The following is a 21,158-nucleotide window of genomic DNA, read 5'->3' on the forward strand; positions in this document are numbered from 1 at the left end:
GACACCGAAAAGAGCGTCATGCGAATAGAACTGCAGTTCCGCAGGGGGGGAGCGGCCTCCTGGCGGCGGATTTCGCGCTCCGCCGGTTGGCAAAGCGCGAAAAAGGTTTGGGCAAAAGCGAAGCCTACGCGACCTCGTCCAGAGTTGGGTAGTCGGAATAGCCCTTCGGGCCGCTGCCGCCGTATAGATTTGCCTGGTCGACGGGAGTGAGCGGAGCATCTTCCTTTAGCCGGCGTACGAGGTCCGGGTTGGAGATGAAGAGCTTGCCGAAGGCAACGACGTCGGCTTTGCCGCTGTCAACGGCCTCTTCCGCCAGCTCGCGGTTGTAGCCGTTGTTGAGCATCCAGCCGGCCTTGCCGCCGGCGGCCTTGTAGGCAGCATGAAGGGCGTCATAGTCGAAGGGCAGGAAGTCACGTGCGCCGCCGGTTGCGCCTTCGATGACATGAATATAGGCGAGGCCGTACTGGGCCAGGCGTTCCACGACATAGGTAAAGAGCGCTTCCGGGTTCGGATCGCTGGCATCATTGGCCGGCGTGACCGGCGAGAGGCGGATACCAGTGCGGCCGGCGCCGATTTCTTGCGTTATCGCGTCGACGACCTCGAAAAGGAAGCGGGCGCGGTTTTCAATGGCGCCGCCATATTGGTCGGTGCGGTCATTGATATCGCCGCGCAGGAACTGGTCGATCAGGTAACCGTTGGCGGCGTGGATTTCGACGCCGTCGAAGCCGGCTTCGATCGCGGCGCGGGCGGCCTTGCGATAGTCCTCGACGATGCCTGGGATCTCACCTGCATCGAGTGCGCGCGGTTCGGAGGTCTCAGTGAAGTTGCCGGTGCCGTCCTTGTTGACGAGATAGGTCTTGGCCTTGGCGGCCCTTGATGTGGAGGAGACCGGCTTGCCGTCGTTCGGCTGCAAGCTGGTATGGGAGATACGGCCGACATGCCACATCTGCACGACGATCTTGCCGCCATTGGCGTGCACGGCGTCGGTCACCTTCTTCCAGCCGTCGAGCGCTTCCTTGGTGTAGAGGCCGGGCACGTCGGCATAGCCTTGGCCCTGATGCGTGATGGCCGTTGCTTCGGTGATGATCAGGCCGGCGGTGGCACGCTGGGCGTAATATTTGACGTTCAGATCGTTCGGCACGGCATTCGGAGAACGGTTGCGCGTCAGCGGCGCCATGGCGATACGGTTTGCGATGGAAATATCGCCAAGGGTGGTTGGTTCGAAGAGTTTGGTCATGGGTGGTCCTTCTTGTGGTGATGGTTGGATGATGAGGGAGGATCGGCAAAGGTTATTCAGGCTGTGGCGGATGCACGCGGCGAGGGGGCCGGATGCTCGTTGGCATGCTCACAGCTCCCGCTGCAGGGTCGCGAGAAATTCGTTGATGGTTTCCTCGTTGCGCTTGTAGAAAATCCACTGACCGAGGCGTTTCGTGGTCACGAGGCCGGCCCGTTGCAGGGTGCCGAGATGAGCGGAGACCGTCGATTGCGACAGGCCGCAACGCTCGAACTGACTGGCGCAGACGCCAAGCTCGAGCGGGTGCTCCTGTGTGGCAAAATGGGCATGGGGATCCTTGAGATGGTTGAGGATCTCAAGCCTCGCCGGATGCGCCAACGCCTTCAATATCTCAGTTCTATCCATGGTGCTTACCCTATGAATATCGAAATCTGACGATTTATGTATCGTCGATTTTCGATATATCAAGATGCGACGCCGGATATTATTTGCGACGGATGGATTTTGTGCGTGCTTAGAAAATGAGCAAAAAAAGAGGGCCACCGGAATGAACCAGGGCCCTATAGGTGTGAAGGTCAAAAACCTCCAGAGGGGAACAGCTGCTGCGGTGGAACTGGGAGGAAAAGCCACCATGTGCATCAGCTGTGGGCGTTATGCTGCTAATTTGTGCAGTGCGCAATGCTTTTTTGTGCATGGCAGTTATGCATTTGCGATGCCAAGTGAAAAAAGGGCAAAAAAAAGGGCCGCCGGTAACAACCAGGGCCCTATAGGTATGAAGGTTATAAACCTCCAGAGGGGAACAGCCAATGCGGTGGAACTGGGAGGAAAAGCCACCGTGTGCATCAGCTATGTGCGATATGGTAGTTAAATGTGCATGCTTCAACTCTGTTTTGTGCATATCAGCTATGCATTATACGCTTAACTAACATACAAGATGTAAAATATGAATATTTTACAATGGTTTAAGCCGCGTTAGAAATTCCAGTTGCGCGCCTTTGCGACGATAAAATCTCGGAAAACCTTGAGTTTGGCCGAATTCTTCATCTCGTCGGCATAGCAGAAATACGTGTCGAAGGACGGCACATCGGCATTGATGGCAAGCTGAATCAGGCCCGGATCTCGGCCGACGATATAGTCGGGCAGTACCGCGATGCCGATGCCGAGCAGGCAGGCGCGCTTGATCGAAGTCTGGCTGTTGATCTGCAGATGCGGCACGCGCTTGTTGTCCGACGAGCGGCCGGCGACCTCCAGCCAGTTGACGTCGAGCAGGTAATTCGGCGCGGGCTCGCCAAAGCTGATGATGCGGTGCTCGTCCAGATCCTCCACCGACTGCGGCTCGCCGTAGCGGTTGATATAGGAGGGGGCAGCATAGACATGCATGTGCACGGTGAAGAGCTTGCGCTGGATGAGATCCGATTGTTGCGGCTGGCGCAGTCGGATGGCGCAGTCGGCGTGGCGCATGTTCACGTCCAGCTCCTCGTTGTCGAGGATGAGCTGGATCGACATGTCGGGATAAAGCTGCAGGAATTCCTGGATCTTGTCGGTCAGCCAGCCCTGGCCGAGGCCGACCGTCGTCGTCACGCGCAGCTTGCCGCTGGGCTTGTCGGTCGTTTCGGTCAATTGCATCTTGACCGTTTCGAGCTTCAGGAGAACATCATGCGCGGTGCGATAGAGCAATTCGCCCTGTTCGGTCAGGATCAGGCCGCGGGCATGGCGATGGAACAGCTTGATGCCGACATCCTGCTCCAGCGCGCTGACCTGTCGGCTGATGGCGGATTGGGACAAATGCAACTTGTCTGCCGCATGCGTGAACGAACCCGCTTCGGCAGCCGCGTGAAAGATACGCAGCTTGTCCCAATCCAATGGCATGCCGTTTCCCCTCATCGGCTGCATCACTCCGCAGCCACGGCGACGGGCAGGTGCCCGGTCAAGTAGCGTTCCGCCTCAAGCGCGGCCATGCAGCCCATCCCGGCGGCTGTGATCGCCTGTCGGAACGTATCGTCGGTCACGTCACCGGCGGCATAGATGCCTTCGACACTGGTCGCGGTCGAATCCGGCGCGGTCCAGAGATAGCCATTGTCCTTGAGCTTGAGCTTGCCCTTGAAGAGTTCCGTCGCCGGCGCATGGCCGATGGCGACGAAAACGCCGTCGATGGCAACGTCGGTGACGACACCCGAGCGCGTGTCACGCAGCCGCGCGCCGGAAACCGACGGCGGCATCGGCGGCTTGGCCGGCGTGCCGGTGATTTCGGCGATTTCGGTGTTCCAGAGAACCTTGACGTTTTCCTTGGCGAAGAGGCGCTCCTGCAGGATCTTCTCGGCGCGGAAGGAATCGCGGCGATGCACCACCGTCACCGACTTGGCGATGTTGGAAAGATAGAGCGCTTCCTCGACGGCGCTGTTGCCGCCGCCAACCACGATCACGTCCTTGTTGCGATAGAAGAAGCCGTCGCAGGTGGCGCAGGCGGAAACGCCGAAGCCCTGGAAATGCTGTTCGCTCTCGATGCCGAGCCACTTGGCCTTGGCGCCGGTCGCGATGATCAGCGTATCGGCGGTCCAGACCTGGCCACTGTCGGTGCGGGCGAGGAAGGGGCGCTTGGTGGTGTCGACTTCGGTGACGAGATCGTTGACGATCTCGGCGCCGACATGCTGAGCCTGCTGCAGCATCTGTTCCATCAGCCAGGGGCCCTGGATCGGATCGGCAAAGCCCGGATAGTTTTCGACATCCGTGGTGATCATCAGCTGGCCGCCCTGTTCGAGGCCGGCGATCAGAACCGGCTCCAGCATGGCGCGCGCGGCATAGACGGCGGCCGTGTAGCCGGCGGGGCCGGAACCGATGATGAGCACCTTGGTGTGGCGGGCGGGCATGGAAAATCCTTTCAATCTCAGCGCTTCGTCAATCGCGGCTTCAAAACGGGCAAAGCGGGCGATTTCACGATCCGCCCGCTCATTTATGATTGCCGCATGCATTTATTCAAGGGCAGCCTTGCATTACTAACAGAGCAAATCTGCTTTGTGTAAGATTCGGTTACGCGAGGGAAACTTTCTTGCGTATTTCCCCGCTTTATATAGAAGCTGGCGATGGGGAATTAAAGAAAGGCCATAAAAGTGCTGCGAGCCGAACTCGACGCCATCGATATCAAGATTCTGCGGGAACTCCAGCGCGATGGGCGGATGACCAATGTCGAGCTTGCCGATCGAGTCGGCATCTCCGCGCCGCCCTGTCTGCGCCGGGTGCGCAAGCTGGAAGAGGCGGGTGTCATCGAGGGCTACCACGCCATGCTGAACAGCCCCAAGCTCGGCTTCGATCTCGTCGCTTTCTGCATGGTCGGTCTCAAGCATCAATCGGAAGCCAATCTCAAGGCCTTCGCCAGCGTGACGGCGGAGTGGCCGCTGGTGCGCCAGGCATGGATGGTGTCGGGCGACAGCGATTTCCTGCTGCATTGCGTTGCCGAAAATCTCACCCGGTTCCAGGATTTCGTCATCGAGGTGCTCACGGCCAATGAGCATGTCGATACGGTTCGCACCATGCTGACCATCCGGCAGGTGAAGAAGCTCGGCCTGGTGGAGCTCTGAGACCATGGCGGATCGCCCCTGGCATCGATCGCTGATCAAGGCCGGCGCCCGGCTGCTGCTCGGCAGTTCCCGTGCGCATGCGCAGGACTGGTTTCCGGGGCTCACTATCATCCGCAGGAACGGCACGGGCGAAGTGTTCTATCATCGTGCCAAGGTGGCCGATCTCGAGAATAGCGATCGGCTGCGGCAGGATGCCGGTGCGATCATCCACATCGTCGGTTCCGGCCCGTCGATCCGCGACTGCGATCTTTCCGGGCTGGAGACGGGGAGCGCCATCCTGCTGAACGGCGCCATCGGCTTGATCGGCGAGCAGATCGCCACGCCGCTTGCGGTCGCCGTCGAGGATGAGCGTTTCGTCTGGCGGCATTCCGAGATGATGCGGCGCAGGATCAAGCCCGGCACCGTCTGCCTGTTCTCCGTCGCCGTCCTGCGGGCACTTGCCACGCTCGACAGCCGTTGGTTGTCGGACAAGACGGTCATTCTGATCGACAATGTCAGCAAGCCCTATGGTGCTCCGCGCCGGTCCCCAGACGATATCAGGCGGCTCGATTTCGTGCGGCTCAATACGGCCGGTACCGCCGGCTTTTCCTTCGCGCCGGATCGAGGCGTCTTTCAGGGCGGCTCCGTCGCGGTATCGGCGCTGCAATTTGCGCTTGCCTGTTCGCCGGAGACCATCGGTTTCCTCGGCATCGACATTTCCAATGCCGGCGAGCCTCGCTTCTACGAGACCGGCGATGAAAGCGCCTTTTCCGGTATCGCCCAGGCCGAGGACCGCATTATCGAGCATTTTGTTTTGGCCGGGGACATCGCGGCCGAACGAGGCGTGACCTTCGTGAATTATTCGCCGGTTTCGGCGCTGTTGAAGCATGGGTTCGGCTACGATGCCCGGTTCGCCGCCGCATCGACGATCTGAGTGGCAGGGAACGGACGCATGGGTTGGCTGAAGCCGAAAGTAGCGGATGCGAAGAAGCTGATCATCGATCCGCCCAGGCCGCAGGAGGGGCGTCACGGGATCGCCATCGCCGTCTGCGTCAAGGATGAAGCGAGCTATATCGAGGAATGGGTGCGGTTTCATCGGGCCGTCGGCATCCGGCATTTCTATATCTACGACAACGGCTCGACCGACAACACCCGCGTCATCCTTCGCGATCTTCTCGACGAGGATGCGCTGACGATCATTCCCTGGGCCGGGTGGATGAAGGACGCCGCTACGGATACGAGGCTGAACGGCCAGGTGATCGTCTTTGCGCACGCCATCCTTAATTTCGGCGGCGCCCACCGCTGGATGGCCTTCATCGATGTCGACGAATTCCTGCTGCCGAAGGAAGGGCATACGGTCGAACAGGCGCTGGCGGCGGTGGGAGATTTCCCGAATGTCTCGCTGCCCTGGCATATGTTTGCCACCAGCGGCCATGAGACCCGCCCTGATGGTCCTTTGACACTGAACTACACGATGCGCGGCGCCGATCCGATGACCCGCAAGGAAAATGTCAGCAACTTCAAATGCATCGTTGACCCCTGCGAGGTGACCGAGGTCAGCGTGCATCAGTTCAAGACCCGGGAATTCGGCGATCTCACGGCCAATGACGCCGGAAAGCGCTTCACGCGCCGGGCGCGGAAATCGCCGGATTTCTATTCGAACCGGTTCCTGCAGCTCAACCACTATTATACCAAGTCTCGCGAGGAACTGATGGCGAAGCTCGCGCGCGGCTGGGCCTACGATACCTCGCCGACCAAATATCGCGACAAGGTTCTGTCGATGGTGAGGAGTATCGAGGAGGATGTGGTCGAGGATCGGGCTATGGTCGATTTCATCGAGCGCAACGGCATCGACCTTGGTCGATAATCCGCCCGATCAGCCGAGCAGCCGCCGGTAGATATCGCCGATCGCCGTCGCTTCCTTTTCGAGCGCGAATTCGCTGCGGACGTGACGCACCGCGTTTTCACCCTGTTCAAGCGCCTGTTCCGGATTGGCCAGATAGACGGCGATCGCCTTGGTCAGGGCCTCGCCATCGCCAGCCGGCACGATCGCGCCGGTTTCCCCGGGTACGACCAGCTCCGCATAGGCGCCGGCGTCGGAGGCGACGACGGCGGTGCGCGAGGCCATGGCTTCCAATGGCGTCAGGCCGAAACCTTCATTGCGGGATGGGGCGACATAGAGCGTCGCGCGACGATACCAGGGTCTGACGTCATTGACTTCGCCCAGAAAGCGGATGCGGTCGGTGAGGCCGGCATCGGCTACCATCTTCACCAGTTCGTCGGCAAAGCTGCGATGCTCGGCCGTTACCCGGCCGCAGATGACGGCGGTCCAGTCCGGATAGCGCGGCAGAAGCTCGATCATCGCCTTGACGAAGAGATCGGTGCCCTTCTGGTGACGGACGCGTCCGAAGCAGCCGATCAGATAGGTGCCGGGCAATCCGGTTGCGGCCATTCGGTCATCAGGCACCTCCGGCGGATGGAACAGCTTGAGATCGACGCCATGCTGGATCACCGTATGCGGCACTTCGAGGAAACTGCCGGAACGTGCGTTCGTGGCGATGACAGCATCCATGCGGCGGATCAGCCAGCGCGTATAGCCGGTGTGGCGGCGCTGGGCGGCCGAGGTGAAGACCAGCTTCAGCGGCATGCGCAGCACCGAGCGCAAGAGCAGCCCAACCAGCATCTCATTGTTGCGGCGCGCATGCCAGACACGGACGCGATGGCGGCGGGGCTTCATCCAGAGGCCCGGAAGCCGCGCCCAGTCGAGTTTCGGCAAATCCTCCGGCAGGCCCGGACCGAGCGTGACGATGTGGCAGCCGAGCTCGATCTGCTTCGGTATCAACTGCACGATCGTGGAGGTAACGCCGGAGAGCCGGCGTTTGAAATTCGTCGCGATGACCTCGATCTCGCTGAGATCGGTCGCATGCGATGAGTCACGATCGCGCACGGGCGATCAGCCCCAGGATACCGAGAGGATTTCGTAGGCCTTGGCGCCGCCGGGGGCGTTGACCTCGATGGAATCGCCGACTTCCTTGCCAATCAGGGCGCGGGCGATGGGCGAGGAGATCGAAATGCGGCCGGCCTTCACATCGGCTTCCTGATCGCCGACGATCTGATAGATTTTCTCTTCCTCGGTGTCCTCGTCGACGAGCTTCACCTTGGCGCCGAACTTGATCTTCGAGCCGGACATCTTGGAGAGGTCGATGACCTCGGCGCGCGCCGTCAGGTCTTCGAGCTCGGTGATGCGGCCTTCATTGTGGCTCTGGGCTTCCTTGGCTGCATGGTACTCGGCGTTTTCGGAGAGATCGCCATGGGCACGGGCTTCCGAAATTGCTTCGATGATTCGCGGGCGTTCTTCCTGCTGCCGCCAGCGCAGTTCTTCCTGCAGCTTGACGAACCCGTTCTGCGTCATCGGTACCTTTTCAACCATTTTTCTTGTCCTTCACTCCCTGCGTTGCTCTGTCGCAGACACAAAAGAAAACAGGTCCCGAAGCGGTACTTCGGAACCATCCAGAGCCATTATTCTGTCATCTATAGCAGATTGCGGCGGGCGATTTCCAGAAAATTCGAAGACTTATGGCGAGGCTGATCTCGGTCAGCGCTCGCCAAAGTCAGTTTTACACAATCAACGACCGGTGGCTCGAAAGTAGCGGCCGCGGTCCTCAGCTACCTCAGAAATAGCTCTGCAGCGGCTGAACTTCCAGATTGCCGGCCTTCAGCGCCTTGATCGCCATGGCTGCGGCTTCCGCACCGGCCATGGTGGTGTAGTAGGGCACCTTCTGCATCAGCGTCGCGCGGCGCAGCGATTTCGAGTCCGAGATCGCCTTGTTGCTGTCGGTCGTGTTGATGACGAGCTGGACCTGGCGGTTGCGAATGGCATCCTCGATATGCGGACGTCCCTCGAGCACCTTGTTGATCTTGGTCGCCTCGATGCCGTTTTCGGCGAGGAAACGCTGGGTGCCGCCGGTGGCCAGCACCTTGAAGCCCTGTTCGGCCAGCATGCGAATGGCGGGCAGAACGCGCGGCTTGTCATCGTCGCGGACGGAGACGAAGACGGTTCCGTCACGCGGCAGTTCGACGCCGGCGCCGAGCTGAGACTTGGCAAAGGCCAGCGCGAAATCCGTATCCAGACCAATAACTTCGCCCGTCGAGCGCATTTCGGGTCCGAGCAGGATATCGACGCCGGGGAAGCGGGCGAAGGGGAAGACGGCCTCCTTGACGGCGATGTGCTTCAGCTTGCGCGGATCGGGCTTTTCGCCATAGGCGGCGAAGGTCGCATCCAGCTTCTCGCCGGCCATGACGCGGGCCGCGATCTTGGCGATCGGCGCGCCGATGGTCTTGGCGACGAAGGGCACGGTGCGCGAGGCACGCGGGTTGACTTCCAGCACGTAGACCGTGTCGTCCTTGATGGCGAACTGCACGTTCATCAGGCCGCCGACGTTCAGCGCCTTGGCCATGGCCTTCGCCTGGCGTTCCAGTTCGTCGATCATGGCAGGCGACAGCGTGCGCGGCGGCAGCGAGCAGGCGGAGTCGCCCGAGTGGATGCCGGCTTCCTCGATATGCTCCATGATGCCGGCGACGTAGACGTCCGTGCCGTCGGACAGGCAGTCGACGTCGACTTCGATGGCATTGGTCAGGTAGCTGTCGAACAGAAGCGGGTTCTTGCCGAGCAGCGTGTTGATCTGGCCGGTCTTGTCGTTGGGATAGCGCTGCTTGATGTCTTCCGGCACCAGTTCCGGCACCGTGTCGAGCAGGTAGCTCTGGAGCTGGCCTTCCGAATGGATGATCTGCATGGCGCGGCCGCCGAGGACATAGGACGGACGCACCACCAGCGGGAAGCCGATTTCGGTGGCGACAAGGCGCGCCTGCTCGACCGAATAGGCGATGCCGTTGTTCGGCTGGTCGAGGTCGAGCTTCATCAAGAGCTTCTGGAAGCGGTCGCGGTCTTCGGCAAGGTCGATTGCGTCAGGCGCGGTGCCGAGGATCGGAATGCCGTTCTTTTCAAGCGCTTCGGCGAGCTTCAGCGGCGTCTGGCCGCCGAACTGGACGATGACGCCGACGACTTCGCCCTTCTCCTGTTCGGCGCGCAGGATTTCGATCACGTCTTCGGCCGTCAGCGGCTCGAAATAGAGCCGGTCGGACGTGTCGTAGTCGGTCGAAACGGTTTCCGGATTGCAGTTGATCATGATCGCTTCATAGCCGGCATCCTTCAGCGCGAAGGCGGCATGGCAGCAGCAATAGTCGAACTCGATGCCCTGGCCGATGCGGTTCGGACCGCCGCCGAGGATGACGACCTTCTTGCGATCGGAGACCTGCGCTTCCGAACGGGTGGCGCCGACGAAGGGCATCTCGTAGGTCGAGTACATATAGGCGGTCGGTGAGGCGAATTCGGCGGCGCATGTGTCGATGCGCTTGAAGACCGGGCGAACGTTCAGGCTGTTGCGCAGCTCGGCGATTTCCTTCGGACGCTTGTCGGTGAGGGTCGCCAGACGCGCGTCGGAGAAGCCCATGGCCTTCAGCATGCGCAAGTTGGCCGCATCTTCCGGCAGGCCATGTTCGCGGATGCGGGCTTCCATGTCGACGATCGCCTTGAACTGGGCGATGAACCATGGGTCGATCTTGCAGCCTTCATGCACTTCTTCCGGGCTCATGCCGAGGCGCAGCGCCTGGGCGACCATGCGCAGGCGGTCGGGCGTCGGGGTGCCGATGGCGGCGCGGATGGCGTTGCGGCTGCCTTCGCCTTCCTCGGTGCCGGGGATTTCGATCTCGTCGAGGCCGGTGAGGCCGGTTTCGAGGCCGCGCAATGCCTTCTGCAGCGATTCCGCGAAGGTGCGGCCGATCGCCATGACTTCACCGACCGACTTCATGGCGGTGGTCAGCACCGGCGAGGCGCCGGGGAATTTTTCGAAGGCGAAGCGCGGGATCTTGGTGACGACATAGTCGATCGACGGTTCGAAGGAGGCAGGCGTCGCGCCGCCGGTGATGTCGTTTTCCAGCTCGTCGAGCGTATAGCCGATGGCGAGCTTTGCCGCGATCTTGGCGATCGGGAAGCCGGTGGCCTTCGAGGCGAGGGCGGAGGAACGCGACACGCGCGGGTTCATTTCGATGACGACGAGGCGGCCGTCCTTGGGATTGACGGCGAACTGCACGTTCGAGCCGCCGGTCTCGACACCGATCTCGCGCAGAACCGCGATCGAGGCGTTGCGCATGATCTGGTATTCTTTGTCCGTCAGCGTCAGCGCCGGAGCGACGGTGATCGAGTCACCGGTATGGACGCCCATCGGGTCGATATTTTCGATGGAGCAGATGATGATGCAATTGTCCGCCTTGTCGCGGACGACTTCCATCTCGAATTCCTTCCAGCCGAGCACCGATTCTTCGATCAGGACTTCCGTGGTCGGCGAGGCATCGAGGCCGCCGCCGACGATTTCGAAGAATTCCGAGCGGTTGTAGGCGATGCCGCCGCCGGTGCCGCCCAGCGTGAACGACGGACGGATGATGGCGGGCAGGCCGACATGGTCGAGTGCCTGGGCGGCGATCGCCATGGCATGGCTCATGTAGCGCTGCTTGCGGTCGCTCTCGCCGAGGTTCCACTGGTTTTCAAGCGCGTCGAGCGCCTTGTCGAGCTCTGCGCCGGACAGCGATGCCTTCAGCTTGCTGCGCTCGGCTTCATGGGTCTTGCGGTCGGCGTCCTTGATGTCGGTTGCGTTCGCCAGCATCGAGCGCGGGGTTTCAAGGCCGATGCGGGCCATGGCCTCGCGGAAGAGGGCGCGGTCCTCGGCCATGTCGATGGCGGCGGGCTTGGCGCCGATCATCTCGACATTATAGCGGTCGAGTACGCCCATGCGCTTCAGCGACAGCGCGGTGTTGAGCGCGGTCTGGCCGCCCATGGTCGGCAGCAGCGCGTCGGGGCGCTCCTTGGCGATGATCTTGGCGACCACTTCCGGCGTGATCGGCTCGACATAGGTCGCATCCGCCAGGCCCGGATCGGTCATGATCGTTGCCGGATTGGAGTTGACGAGGATGACGCGATAGCCTTCCTCCTTCAGCGCCTTGCAGGCCTGCGTGCCGGAATAGTCGAATTCGCAAGCCTGGCCGATAACAATCGGTCCTGCACCGATAATGAGGATCGATTTGATATCTTGGCGCTTCGGCATGGGCTCTCATCCGTTTTTTGGTTGCGCGAAAAACCGGCCAGGGTGGGAGATCACCGGCCGGGGCGCATGGGCAAGTCTTTTCAGGCTAGAAGCGGCTTATAGGCAAATGTATTTGCAAACGGAACCCCATAAATCGCGGAATCGACAGGAATCGGGAAGAGAGATGCGATCGAGGGAGGCAATTGGCCCCAATGGCGGTTTGGCGCCCATATTCGTTCGTCCCTCGCCACGCATGCGATCCAGCCATGGTTCTGGCGGGAAAGCCGGCGCCGGGTTTTCGGTCGATGGCGGCGTCGCGAAATTTTTCTTTGAGATTTTCATAATTTATGGTGACACAGTATATTTCAGAAAGAGCTATACTCTGTTGACTCAACGGGTTGTTTCGCCGGGAGGTGCATTATGGACTGGAAAGGACGTCGGCAATCCGACAATGTCGAGGATGAACGCGGCTCGTCGCCGATGGGTGGTGGCGGTTCCCTTGGCGGTGGCGGCATACGTTTTCCCGGTGGCGGCATAGGGGGCGGTGGTCTCAGCTTTCGCACCATCATTGTTCTCGTGGTCATCTTCCTGGTATTGCGGGCCATGGGCGTCGACGTCATCGGGCTGCTGCAGCAGAGCGGCATGCTGACCGGCGACTCAGGCTCCAGCTATCAGCAGAGCGATTCCGGCGGCGGCACTGCCACGCCGGCCAATGACGAGATGAAGCAGTTCGTCTCCACGGTGCTGGCCGATACCGAGGACACCTGGACCGGCATCTTCAAGTCGATGGGGCAGACCTATACCGATCCGAAACTGGTGCTGTTTTCCGGCCGTTTCCCGTCGGCTTGCGGCACGGCTTCGGCTGCAACCGGACCTTTCTATTGCCCGAGCGATCAGAAGGTCTATCTCGACATGGCCTTCTTCCAGCAGATGAAGGATCAGTTCGGCGCATCCGGCGATTTCGCGCAGGCCTATGTCATTGCGCATGAGGTCGGCCACCATGTCCAGGATCAGCTCGGCATCCTGCCGAAGTTCAACCAGGCCCGCCAGACCATGAGCGAGGTGGAGGCCAACAAGATGTCGGTGCGCATCGAGCTGCAGGCGGATTGTTTCGCCGGCATCTGGGGCAAGTTCACGCAGCAGAAAGGCATTCTGCAGCAGGGTGATCTCGAGGAGGCGCTGAATGCCGCGCAGCAGATCGGCGACGATACGCTGCAGAAGCGCAGCCAGGGCTATGTCGTGCCCGACAGCTTCAACCATGGCACCTCGGCGCAGCGCATGAAGTGGTTCAAGCAGGGCTTCGATTCCGGCAAGCTTAGCGATTGCGATACGCTGAACAATCCGGTCTAGCGCCTAAATGCCTCCCCCCGAAGTGCGGGGGAAGGCATGCCAATTATTTCTCGCTGTCCATATGTACCAGCTGTGCCTCGGGATAACGGCCGCCGGCGGCGGCATCCTTCGGAACAGCCCGTTCTATTGTGGCGAGATCCTCCGCCGACAGCTCGACGGACAGGGAGCCCAGTGCTTCCGCCAGCCGATCGCGGCGTCGGGCACCGACGACGGGAATGATGTCCTTGCCCTGGGCTGCGACCCAGGCAATGGCGATCTGGGCGACACTGACCCCTTTGGAGTCGGCAATCCGGCGCAGCGCCTCCACCAATTTGAGGTTCTTCTCGACATTGCCCGCCTGAAAGCGCGGGCTGATGACGCGGAAATCGCCCTTCTGCGCGGCGGCATCCTTCTGCCAATGGCCACTGATCAGGCCGCGCGACAGGACGCCGTAGGCGGTGATGCCGATCCCGAGTTCGCGGCAGGTGGGCAGGATCTGGTCCTCGATGCCGCGCGAGATCAGCGAATATTCGATCTGGAGATCGACGATCGGGTGAACGGCGGCGGCCCGGCGGATGGTGTCCGCACCAACTTCGGAAAGGCCGATATGCTTGATGTAGCCTTCCTTGACGAGGTCGGCCATGGCGCCGATCTGATCCTCGATCGGCACGTTCGGATCGAGGCGCGCCGGGCGATAGATATCGATATGATCGACGCCGAGGCGCTGCAGCGAATAGGCAAGGAAATTGCGGATGGCGGCGGGGCGGGCGTCGTAGCCCAGCCAGGCGCCGGCGGGATCTCGCAGGGCGCCGAACTTGACGCTCAGCAGGAAATCGTCGCGCTTCAGCCCTTTGATCGCCTCGCCGATCAGTATTTCATTGTGGCCCATGCCGTAGAAGTCGCCGGTATCGAGCAGGTTGACGCCGGCATCGAGTGCCGCGTGAATGGTGGCAATGCTCTCGGCGCGATCCGACGGCCCATACATGCCTGACATGCCCATGCAGCCGAGGCCGATGGCCGATACGTCCGGACCGGTCTTGCCCAATTGATGCATCTGCATTTCCGTTCTCCTTGGTCTGCGGCGCTGCTTTGTGTCGTCAGGCAGCGTCTTCGGGATTGGTTTTACCTCTTTCACGTTTGTGCGATAATCCTGGTATATCGAAACGGGTTGTTTGGAATTTCGTACAATGGATGAACTGCCACTCGCCGATCTCGATGCCTTTGCCGCCGTCGCCCGCGAACGGAATTTTCGCGAGGCCGCGCGCAAGCGCCGGGTTTCCGCATCGTCGTTGAGCGAGGCATTGCGGCGGCTGGAGGAGCGCCTCGGCGTGCGGCTGCTCAACCGCACTACCCGCAGCGTCACGCTCACCGAAGCCGGTGAACGGTTGATCGAGCGGCTCGGGCCGGCGATGGGCGAGATCGCGACCGCGCTCGATGACATCAACAGTTTCCGCGATACCGTCGGCGGGACGTTGCGCCTCAACGTGCCGACGGTGGCCGCCGTCGTCATCATGCCGGGGATCGTCAACCGTTTCCTGAAGGCCTATCCGGGCATTTCCGTGGAGATCATCGCCGAAGACAGCTTCATCGATGTGCTGGCGGCGGGCTTCGATGCCGGCATCCGCTATGACGAACGGCTGGAGCGGGACATGATCGCTGTGCCGATTGGCCCAAGGCGCCAGCGCTACGTCGCGGCCGCGTCGCCGGCTTACCTTGCCGCATATGGAACGCCGCTGCATCCGCGCGATATTCTCGATCATCGCTGTATTCGTCACCGTTTCCTGAGAAGTCCGGCCTTTCCCTGGGAATTCGAAAAGGCGGGTGAGGCGGTCGTCATTTCGCCACCGACGGTTCTCGCCAGCAATTCGATCGACATGGAGCGCAGTGCCGCGGTGGCGGGGCTTGGCATCATCTTTACCTTCGAGGAGTTCATTGCCCCGCAAATCGCAAGCGGCGAGCTGGTCGCCATTCTCGAAGATTGGAGCTCGGTTTTTCCTGGTCCGTTCCTTTATTATGCCAGCCGCCGTCATATGCCGGGGCCGCTTCGGGCCTTCGTGGATTTCCTGAAATCGGAGCAGCGACGCATGCCGCAGGATTGATGGCCTATCGTCTCATGGATCAAAAAAATCCGTCGATAAATCAGGAAGATTGAAGCGTTCACGGATTGTTTCGGCCAAAATCTTTCGGTAAGGGGTATTTTCCGATTTTTCGTTCACGTTCTGTCTCTTCATGGGGATAGGGCCGCCAAAAGGCAAACTCCATGATCGACCAGAAATTCGCGCGTCGCGGCCTGTTCCTCGTTTTCCTGATCCTCTTCCTCGACGTCATCGGCATCGCCATCATCATGCCGGTCATGCCGAAATATCTGGAGGAGCTGACGGGTGCGACGATCAGCGAAGCCGCGACCGAGGGCGGCTGGCTGCTATTGGCCTATGCCGGCATGCAGTTCCTGTTTTCGCCCTTGATCGGCAATCTGAGCGACCGCTTCGGGCGCCGGCCGCTCTTGCTCGCCTCGGTGCTGACCTTCGCGATCGACAATTTCATCTGTGCCATCGCGACATCCTATTGGATGCTGTTCGTCGGCCGCATTCTCGCGGGCATCAGCGGCGCGAGCTTCTCGACCTGTTCCGCCTATATCGCCGACATCAGCAACGACCAGAATCGCGCCAAGAATTTCGGCCTGATCGGCATGGCCTTCGGCGTCGGCTTCGTGCTCGGGCCGGTCATCGGCGGCTTCCTGGGGGAATTCGGTCCGCGCGTGCCCTTCTATGGAGCAGCTGCGGTCGCTTTTCTGAATTTCGTCTGCGCCTATTTCCTGCTGCCGGAAACGCTGGAGGCGAAGAACCGCCGTCGTTTCGAGCTCTGGCGCGCCAATCCGCTCGGTGCGCTTCGTCAGATGCGGCATTATCCCGGCGTCGGCTGGGTGTGCGTCGTCATGTTCCTCAATTGGCTGGCACACGGCGTCTATCCTGCAGTCTGGGCCTTCATCTCCTCCTATCGTTACGGTTGGAGCGAGGGGCAGATCGGCTTTTCGCTCGGCGTCTATGGCATCGGCGCGGCGATCACCATCGGTCTGGTCCTGCCGCGGCTCGTGCCGCTGCTGGGCGAATGGAAGACGGCGCTGCTGGGCATGACCTTCTCCGGCATCGGCCTGATGGGCTATGCCTCCGCCTGGCATGGTTGGATGGTCTATGCCGTCATCGTCGTCACCGTCATCGAGAACGTCGCGGACGCGCCGTTGCGCTCGATCGCCGCCGGCAAGGTGCCGCCGTCGGCGCAGGGCGAGCTGCAGGGCGCGCTTGGCAGCCTGACCAGCATTACCGCCATTATCGGGCCGGTGCTCTTTCCCTATCTCTTCCGCTATTTCACCGCTCCCGAGGCACCGGTCACCTTTGCCGGGGCACCCTTCATCATGGGGGTGATCCTGACTCTGGCCGCACTGACCGTCTTCGTCGTCAAGGTACGCAAGAGCGCGTCGAACGCAGTCGTGGAGCCGGTGGCTCAAGAGGTTGCCTGAATAATCATCAGATATTTTGATGTCCTGATGAATTCTTTAGCATCTTGGCACCGTCAGCTGGCTTTTCGGCTCAAGTTGAGGTAATCCGGCAGGCTCGCGCATCCCTGGGTGGGAGCAGTTTGCGCGTCTTTTACAAATCGAGCTTCAAAATGGACATGCCTGCAACTGCGCGCCCGTTCGCGCACGACAACAACAATTCGTGGTCCGCGCATTTCCGCGCTACACTGGCGCTCGGCATACCGCTGATCGGCGCGCAGCTGGCGCAGCTCGGCATCAACACCACGGATGTGATGATCGTCGGTCGTCTCGGCGCCGAGCAGCTCGCGGCCATGGTGCTTGCCGCTCAATTCCTGTTCACGATCCAGATCTTCGGCTCCGGCTTTTCCATTGCCGTCGTGCCGCTGGTGGCGCAAGCCTATGGGCAGGGCAACGTCATGGCGGTTCGCCGGGCGCTGCGCATGGGGCTCTGGGTCGTCACGGCCTATTGGCTGCTGGCGCAGCCTGCCTTTTTCTACTCGGAACAGATCCTGCTGGCCGCCGGTCAGAACCCCGAAGTGGCGCGGCTTGCCAGTGGTTATATCGATATCGGCCATTTCGCCGTGCTGCCGGGACTGCTTTACAATGTCATTCGCGCGCTCGTCAGCGCCATCGGCCGGGCCGGCGTCATCCTCCATGTCACCATCGCCATGCTGGTGATGAATGCGATCCTCGCCTATTGCCTGGTGCTCGGGCATTTCGGCATGCCGGCGCTTGGGCTGCATGGCGCGGCCATCGTCTCCGTTGCGGTGCAGACGGCCGGCTTCCTGTTCATCCTTGCCTATGTTCAGAGCCGCGAGGAGACGCGCCGCTATGAGATATTCGTCCGGCTCTGGCGACCGGACTGGCATGCCCTGTGGGAAGTGGTGCGTCTCGGCTTTCCGATCAGCATCACGGTTCTCGCCGAAGTCAGCCTCTTCACGGCCGCATCCTTGCTGATGGGGCAGATCGGCACGATCGAGCTCGCGGCGCATGGTATTGCGCTGCAATGGGCCTCTATCGCCTTCATGATCCCGCTCGGCCTCAGCCAGGCGGCGACCGTCAGGGTCGGCGTCGCGCATGGGCAGGGAGATCATCTCGGCCTGACGCGGGCTGCGATTGTCGTGCTGATCGTTTCGTGTTTCATCTCGCTGGGCGGCAGCATCCTGTTCGCGACGATGCCGGAATGGCTGGGAAGCTGGTTCCTGGACGTGGCCTCGGTCGATGCGCCGAAAGTGCTCGCCTATGCCGCTCCGCTCATCGTTGTCGCGGGTCTGTTCCAGCTCGTCGATGGCCTGCAGGCAATTGCCAGCGGCCTGTTGCGCGGCCTCAAGGATGCGCGGGTGCCGATGATCCTCGCTCTGATCGCCTATTGGCCGATCGGCTTCTTCCTGGCCTGGCTGCTGGCCTTCCCGCTCGGTTTCGGCGGAATCGGCATCTGGTTCGGCTTCCTCCTGGGGCTTGCCTCGGCCGCGACGATGCTCTGCGTGCGCTTCTATATCCTGCTCCGCTCGGAGAGGGCGGCCGGCTGAAGCTCGGCCGCTTTTCCGATCTTCAGCCGCAAGACTGCTGACAGATATTGGCAGTATGATCCCGTATATTGGTGCCATACCAATCGATGGGAGATGACCATGACATTCAAGGCAAGCGATCGTAGCGAGACCAATCTCTTCTCGCTGGAAGGACAAGTCAGCCATGGTGCCGTCGTGCGCATGCTCGCGCAGCCGGGCGCTTCTCGTCAGTATGAGCAACCGGCCGCCAAATCCTATTGGCTGGCCGTCGCATGCGCCGAGCATGTTCGCTATGGACGGGCGCATGGCTTCATGCAGGTCAATCACGGCAAGCAAGGGCCGCTGCGGCGCATCAGGCCGGGCGATGGCGTGGTCTACTATTCGCCGTCGGTGGTCATGGGCGGAAAGGACGGCTTCCAGAGCTTCACGGCGATCGGTCATGTCCGCGACGGAGAGCCCTATCAGGGCCAGATGGGATCGGGCACGGCCTATCGCCGCGATGTCGACTGGCTGGACACGCCGGACCAGCCGATCCGTCCTCTGCTGGACTGGCTGGATTTCACGCAGGACAAGAACTGGGGCTACAAGCTGAGATTCGGCCTTGTGTCCTTCGGCCAGTCCGATTTCGAGTTCCTGCAGGAAATCATGACCAGCGAACTCGAGGAAGTCAGGCGGCGGCGCATGATAGCGTGAGCGTGCTCGTGGCCGAATGCATTCCGCCGAAAGAAAAACCCCGGATTGGCGATCAATCCGGGGTTTTCCATTGATGTGAAACGACTTGACGCGTTAGGCGCGTTCGGCGAGCGCCGGTTCGCCCTTCTTCTCGCGCACCAGATTGACGAAGCGGCGGAAGAGATAGTGGCTGTCCTGCGGGCCGGGGGAGGCTTCCGGGTGATGCTGGACGGAGAAGACCGGCTTGCCGGCGACGCGCAGGCCGCAATTGCTGCCGTCGAAGAGGGAAACGTGAGTCTCCTCAACGCCTTCCGGCAGCGAGTTTGAGTCGATCGCGAAGCCATGGTTCATGGAGACGATCTCGACCTTGCCCGTCGTGTGGTCCTTGACCGGGTGGTTGGCGCCATGATGGCCCTGATGCATCTTGGCGGTCTTGGCGCCGAGGGCGAGGCCGAGCATCTGGTGGCCGAGGCAGATGCCGAACAGCGGGATGTCCGCCTTCAGCAGATCCCGGATGACCGGAACCGCATATTCGCCAGTGGCGGCCGGATCGCCGGGGCCGTTCGACAGGAAGATGCCGTCCGGCTGCAGCGCCAGCACGTCATCGGTGGAGGCGGTTGCCGGCAGCACCGTGACCTTGCAGTCGAGGCCGGTGAACAGACGCAGGATGTTGCGCTTGACGCCATAGTCGAGGCAAACGACGTGATACTTGGCATCGTCGGCCTTTAGTTCGCCATAGCCTTCGTTCCAGACCCAGGGTGTCTGTGACCATTGCGAGGACTGGCCCGATGAGGCGACCTTGGCGAGGTCGAGGCCTTCCAGGCCGCCCCAGGCCTTGGCATCCGCCTTCAGCTGGTCGATGTCGAAGACGCCGTTCGGATCATGGGCGATGACGCCGTTGGGCATGCCGTTTTCACGGATCCAGGCGGTCAGCGCGCGGGTATCGATGCCGCACATGCCGATGATGCCGCGCGCCGTCAGCCACTGATCGAGATGCTTGGCGGCGCGGTAGTTCGAGGGATCGGTGATATCGGCTTTGAAGATGACGCCGACGGCGCCATGGCGGGCGGCGGGCGTCAGATCCTCGATATCTTCCTCGTTGGTGCCGACATTGCCGATATGCGGGAAGGTGAAGGTGACGATCTGGCCGAGATAGGAGGGATCGGTGAGGATCTCCTCGTAACCTGTGAGCGCCGTGTTGAAGCAGACTTCGGCTTGGACCTTGCCGGTCGCGCCGATACCCTTGCCTTCGATCACGGTGCCGTCGGCGAGAACGAGCAGGGCACTCGGCTTTTCAGTTGTCCATGGGGCTGTGGCGGTCATTGTCATCCCGTTTCCGGCGTCGTGCGCAGCCTTGAAGAAGCCGTCGGCATCCGCCATGTTTGTAGCAAGGTACAGCCGGCGACGCGTGTCTCGGCTTGAGATCTTCATATCGATCTAATGTGCAGGTGATGGACATAGCCAAACAAGGCGTGCCGGTCAATGCGCGCCGTTCGTTTCCCGCCAGGGAATTCGTGGGTTTCGTGCCCGGCGGACGCAATTGCATTGATTGCCGCTCATGGTCTATGAGACTGGCAACATGAAATAAGAGGCCGGGCGATCCTCGCCGGCCTCATTACGGAGTTAAAAGACATGATCCGCGAAACGCTTTCCAACGCCCAGAAGGATGCCATGAGGGCCAAGGACGCGGCGAGGCTTTCGACCGTGCGCCTGATCCTTGCCGCCATCAAGGACAAGGACATCGCCAATCGCGGTCTCGGCAAGGAGCCGGCAAGCGACGACGAAATCCTGCAGCTGCTGGCCAAGATGATCAAGCAGCGCGAAGAATCGGTGAAGATCTATGTCGATGGCGGCCGCCCGGAGCTGGCCGACAAGGAGCGCGAGGAAATCGCCGTCATCCAGGGCTTCATGCCGGAACAGCTTTCCGAGGACAAGGTGCGGGAGATCTGCGCCGCCATCGTGGCCGAACTCGGTGCACAGGGCTTGAAGGACATGGGCAAGTGCGTTGCCGCCCTGCGCGAGCGCTATGCCGGGCAGATGGACTTCGCCAAGGCTTCGGCGATTCTCAAGGATCTGCTGAAGTAATTCCGCACGCCCGCAAGGGCCGAGGTCGATACCGGCTTAAAATAGAGAAGGCAGGAGCTGGGGGAGCTCCTGCCTTCTTGCGCTTTGCAGCCGTTTGATGACGCA

General features: G+C 61.2%; 18 protein-coding genes. 9 read left to right on the forward strand and 9 right to left on the reverse strand.

Annotated elements, in window-relative coordinates; all coding sequences use genetic code 11:
- Nucleotides 1–124: 124 nt before the first annotated feature.
- From FHX11_RS00960 to trxB, 4 genes are all read right to left on the reverse strand, one after another.
- Nucleotides 125–1,237, reverse strand: coding sequence for an alkene reductase (locus tag FHX11_RS00960; RefSeq protein ID WP_184354145.1), 1,113 nt, complete (start codon nt 1,235–1,237; stop codon nt 125–127).
- A 108-nt stretch (nt 1,238–1,345) separates the two neighbouring features.
- A complete protein-coding gene (locus FHX11_RS00965) occupies nt 1,346–1,639 on the reverse strand; it encodes a metalloregulator ArsR/SmtB family transcription factor (RefSeq protein WP_184354146.1) in 294 nt (97 codons plus the stop codon).
- A 567-nt stretch (nt 1,640–2,206) separates the two neighbouring features.
- The gene (locus FHX11_RS00970) at nt 2,207–3,103 is read right to left on the reverse strand and encodes a LysR family transcriptional regulator VtlR (protein ID WP_184354148.1); all 897 of its coding nucleotides are present in this window, start codon (nt 3,101–3,103) and stop codon (nt 2,207–2,209) included.
- 23 nt (nt 3,104–3,126) lie between these two features.
- Nucleotides 3,127–4,101 (reverse strand): thioredoxin-disulfide reductase, encoded by a 975-nt coding sequence (trxB, locus tag FHX11_RS00975; protein WP_184354150.1) that lies wholly within the window; start codon nt 4,099–4,101, stop codon nt 3,127–3,129.
- Between the two features lie 240 nt (nt 4,102–4,341).
- On the opposite strand from trxB, the gene FHX11_RS00980 reads away from it, so the two are divergent.
- Genes FHX11_RS00980 through FHX11_RS00990 form a run of 3 tightly spaced genes read left to right on the forward strand, consistent with a single transcriptional unit; the run spans nt 4,342 to nt 6,655 of the window.
- Nucleotides 4,342–4,809 (forward strand): Lrp/AsnC family transcriptional regulator, encoded by a 468-nt coding sequence (locus FHX11_RS00980; protein WP_028751628.1) that lies wholly within the window; start codon nt 4,342–4,344, stop codon nt 4,807–4,809.
- Nucleotides 4,810–4,813: 4 nt separating this feature from the next.
- Nucleotides 4,814–5,722: a glycosyl transferase gene (locus tag FHX11_RS00985; RefSeq protein ID WP_184354152.1), complete on the forward strand. Its 909-nt coding sequence runs from the start codon at nt 4,814–4,816 to the stop codon at nt 5,720–5,722.
- Nucleotides 5,723–5,740: 18 nt separating this feature from the next.
- Complete coding sequence (locus FHX11_RS00990) at nt 5,741–6,655, forward strand: glycosyltransferase family 92 protein (protein WP_184354154.1); 915 nt, start codon at nt 5,741–5,743, stop codon at nt 6,653–6,655.
- 9 nt (nt 6,656–6,664) lie between these two features.
- On the opposite strand, the gene FHX11_RS00995 is transcribed toward FHX11_RS00990, so the two are convergent.
- The 3 genes from FHX11_RS00995 to carB all read right to left on the reverse strand — a co-directional run bounded on the left by FHX11_RS00995 (nt 6,665) and on the right by carB (nt 11,945).
- Nucleotides 6,665–7,735: a glycosyltransferase family 4 protein gene (locus FHX11_RS00995; protein WP_184354156.1), complete on the reverse strand. Its 1,071-nt coding sequence runs from the start codon at nt 7,733–7,735 to the stop codon at nt 6,665–6,667.
- 6 nt (nt 7,736–7,741) lie between these two features.
- Nucleotides 7,742–8,218 carry a transcription elongation factor GreA gene (greA, locus tag FHX11_RS01000; RefSeq protein WP_107108622.1) on the reverse strand — a complete coding sequence of 159 codons (477 nt, stop codon included), beginning with the start codon at nt 8,216–8,218 and terminating at the stop codon, nt 7,742–7,744.
- A gap of 241 nt (nt 8,219–8,459) precedes the next feature.
- Entirely contained in the window at nt 8,460–11,945 is a 3,486-nt protein-coding gene (gene carB / locus FHX11_RS01005; RefSeq protein WP_184354158.1) for a carbamoyl-phosphate synthase large subunit, read from the reverse strand.
- Nucleotides 11,946–12,344: 399 nt separating this feature from the next.
- On the opposite strand from carB, the gene FHX11_RS01010 reads away from it, so the two are divergent.
- Nucleotides 12,345–13,274: a neutral zinc metallopeptidase gene (locus FHX11_RS01010; RefSeq protein ID WP_184354160.1), complete on the forward strand. Its 930-nt coding sequence runs from the start codon at nt 12,345–12,347 to the stop codon at nt 13,272–13,274.
- 43 nt (nt 13,275–13,317) lie between these two features.
- Here FHX11_RS01010 and FHX11_RS01015 read toward each other — a convergent pair whose 3' ends face one another.
- A complete protein-coding gene (locus FHX11_RS01015; RefSeq protein ID WP_184354162.1) occupies nt 13,318–14,313 on the reverse strand; it encodes an aldo/keto reductase in 996 nt (331 codons plus the stop codon).
- A gap of 127 nt (nt 14,314–14,440) precedes the next feature.
- On the opposite strand from FHX11_RS01015, the gene FHX11_RS01020 reads away from it, so the two are divergent.
- The 4 genes from FHX11_RS01020 (at nt 14,441) to FHX11_RS01035 (ending at nt 18,989) form a co-directional block, all read left to right on the forward strand.
- Nucleotides 14,441–15,352 carry a LysR family transcriptional regulator gene (locus FHX11_RS01020; RefSeq protein WP_184354164.1) on the forward strand — a complete coding sequence of 304 codons (912 nt, stop codon included), beginning with the start codon at nt 14,441–14,443 and terminating at the stop codon, nt 15,350–15,352.
- Nucleotides 15,353–15,513: 161 nt separating this feature from the next.
- Nucleotides 15,514–16,770, forward strand: a complete 1,257-nt coding sequence (locus FHX11_RS01025) for a TCR/Tet family MFS transporter (RefSeq protein ID WP_184354166.1) — start codon at nt 15,514–15,516, stop codon at nt 16,768–16,770.
- 149 nt (nt 16,771–16,919) lie between these two features.
- Nucleotides 16,920–18,317 carry an MATE family efflux transporter gene (locus FHX11_RS01030; RefSeq protein ID WP_184354168.1) on the forward strand — a complete coding sequence of 466 codons (1,398 nt, stop codon included), beginning with the start codon at nt 16,920–16,922 and terminating at the stop codon, nt 18,315–18,317.
- A gap of 99 nt (nt 18,318–18,416) precedes the next feature.
- Nucleotides 18,417–18,989, forward strand: coding sequence for an EVE domain-containing protein (locus FHX11_RS01035; protein ID WP_184354170.1), 573 nt, complete (start codon nt 18,417–18,419; stop codon nt 18,987–18,989).
- Nucleotides 18,990–19,082: 93 nt separating this feature from the next.
- Here the strand turns inward: FHX11_RS01035 and carA are convergent, their stop codons facing one another.
- A complete protein-coding gene (carA, locus tag FHX11_RS01040) occupies nt 19,083–20,291 on the reverse strand; it encodes a glutamine-hydrolyzing carbamoyl-phosphate synthase small subunit (protein ID WP_184354172.1) in 1,209 nt (402 codons plus the stop codon).
- Between the two features lie 309 nt (nt 20,292–20,600).
- Between carA and FHX11_RS01045 the strand changes: the two genes are divergently transcribed.
- Nucleotides 20,601–21,053, forward strand: a complete 453-nt coding sequence (locus tag FHX11_RS01045; protein ID WP_184354174.1) for a GatB/YqeY domain-containing protein — start codon at nt 20,601–20,603, stop codon at nt 21,051–21,053.
- Nucleotides 21,054–21,158: the final 105 nt, after the last annotated feature.

This window comes from Rhizobium sp. BK602 (genome assembly GCF_014195095.1).
In the GTDB taxonomy this organism is placed as follows: domain Bacteria; phylum Pseudomonadota; class Alphaproteobacteria; order Rhizobiales; family Rhizobiaceae; genus Rhizobium.

Excerpts from the sequence above, each read along its gene's own strand:
- FHX11_RS00960 (WP_184354145.1), bottom strand. The coding sequence starts at position 1,237 with ATGACCAAACTCTTCGAACCAACCACCCTTGGCGATATTTCCATCGCA.
- FHX11_RS00965 (WP_184354146.1), bottom strand. The coding sequence starts at position 1,639 with ATGGATAGAACTGAGATATTGAAGGCGTTGGCGCATCCGGCGAGGCTT.
- FHX11_RS00970 (WP_184354148.1), bottom strand. The coding sequence starts at position 3,103 with ATGCCATTGGATTGGGACAAGCTGCGTATCTTTCACGCGGCTGCCGAA.
- trxB (WP_184354150.1), bottom strand. The coding sequence starts at position 4,101 with ATGCCCGCCCGCCACACCAAGGTGCTCATCATCGGTTCCGGCCCCGCC.
- FHX11_RS00985 (WP_184354152.1), top strand. The coding sequence starts at position 4,814 with ATGGCGGATCGCCCCTGGCATCGATCGCTGATCAAGGCCGGCGCCCGG.
- FHX11_RS00990 (WP_184354154.1), top strand. The coding sequence starts at position 5,741 with ATGGGTTGGCTGAAGCCGAAAGTAGCGGATGCGAAGAAGCTGATCATC.
- greA (WP_107108622.1), bottom strand. The coding sequence starts at position 8,218 with ATGGTTGAAAAGGTACCGATGACGCAGAACGGGTTCGTCAAGCTGCAG.
- carB (WP_184354158.1), bottom strand. The coding sequence starts at position 11,945 with ATGCCGAAGCGCCAAGATATCAAATCGATCCTCATTATCGGTGCAGGA.
- FHX11_RS01010 (WP_184354160.1), top strand. The coding sequence starts at position 12,345 with ATGGACTGGAAAGGACGTCGGCAATCCGACAATGTCGAGGATGAACGC.
- FHX11_RS01015 (WP_184354162.1), bottom strand. The coding sequence starts at position 14,313 with ATGCAGATGCATCAATTGGGCAAGACCGGTCCGGACGTATCGGCCATC.
- FHX11_RS01020 (WP_184354164.1), top strand. The coding sequence starts at position 14,441 with ATGGATGAACTGCCACTCGCCGATCTCGATGCCTTTGCCGCCGTCGCC.
- FHX11_RS01025 (WP_184354166.1), top strand. The coding sequence starts at position 15,514 with ATGATCGACCAGAAATTCGCGCGTCGCGGCCTGTTCCTCGTTTTCCTG.
- FHX11_RS01030 (WP_184354168.1), top strand. The coding sequence starts at position 16,920 with ATGGACATGCCTGCAACTGCGCGCCCGTTCGCGCACGACAACAACAAT.
- FHX11_RS01035 (WP_184354170.1), top strand. The coding sequence starts at position 18,417 with ATGACATTCAAGGCAAGCGATCGTAGCGAGACCAATCTCTTCTCGCTG.
- carA (WP_184354172.1), bottom strand. The coding sequence starts at position 20,291 with ATGACCGCCACAGCCCCATGGACAACTGAAAAGCCGAGTGCCCTGCTC.
- FHX11_RS01045 (WP_184354174.1), top strand. The coding sequence starts at position 20,601 with ATGATCCGCGAAACGCTTTCCAACGCCCAGAAGGATGCCATGAGGGCC.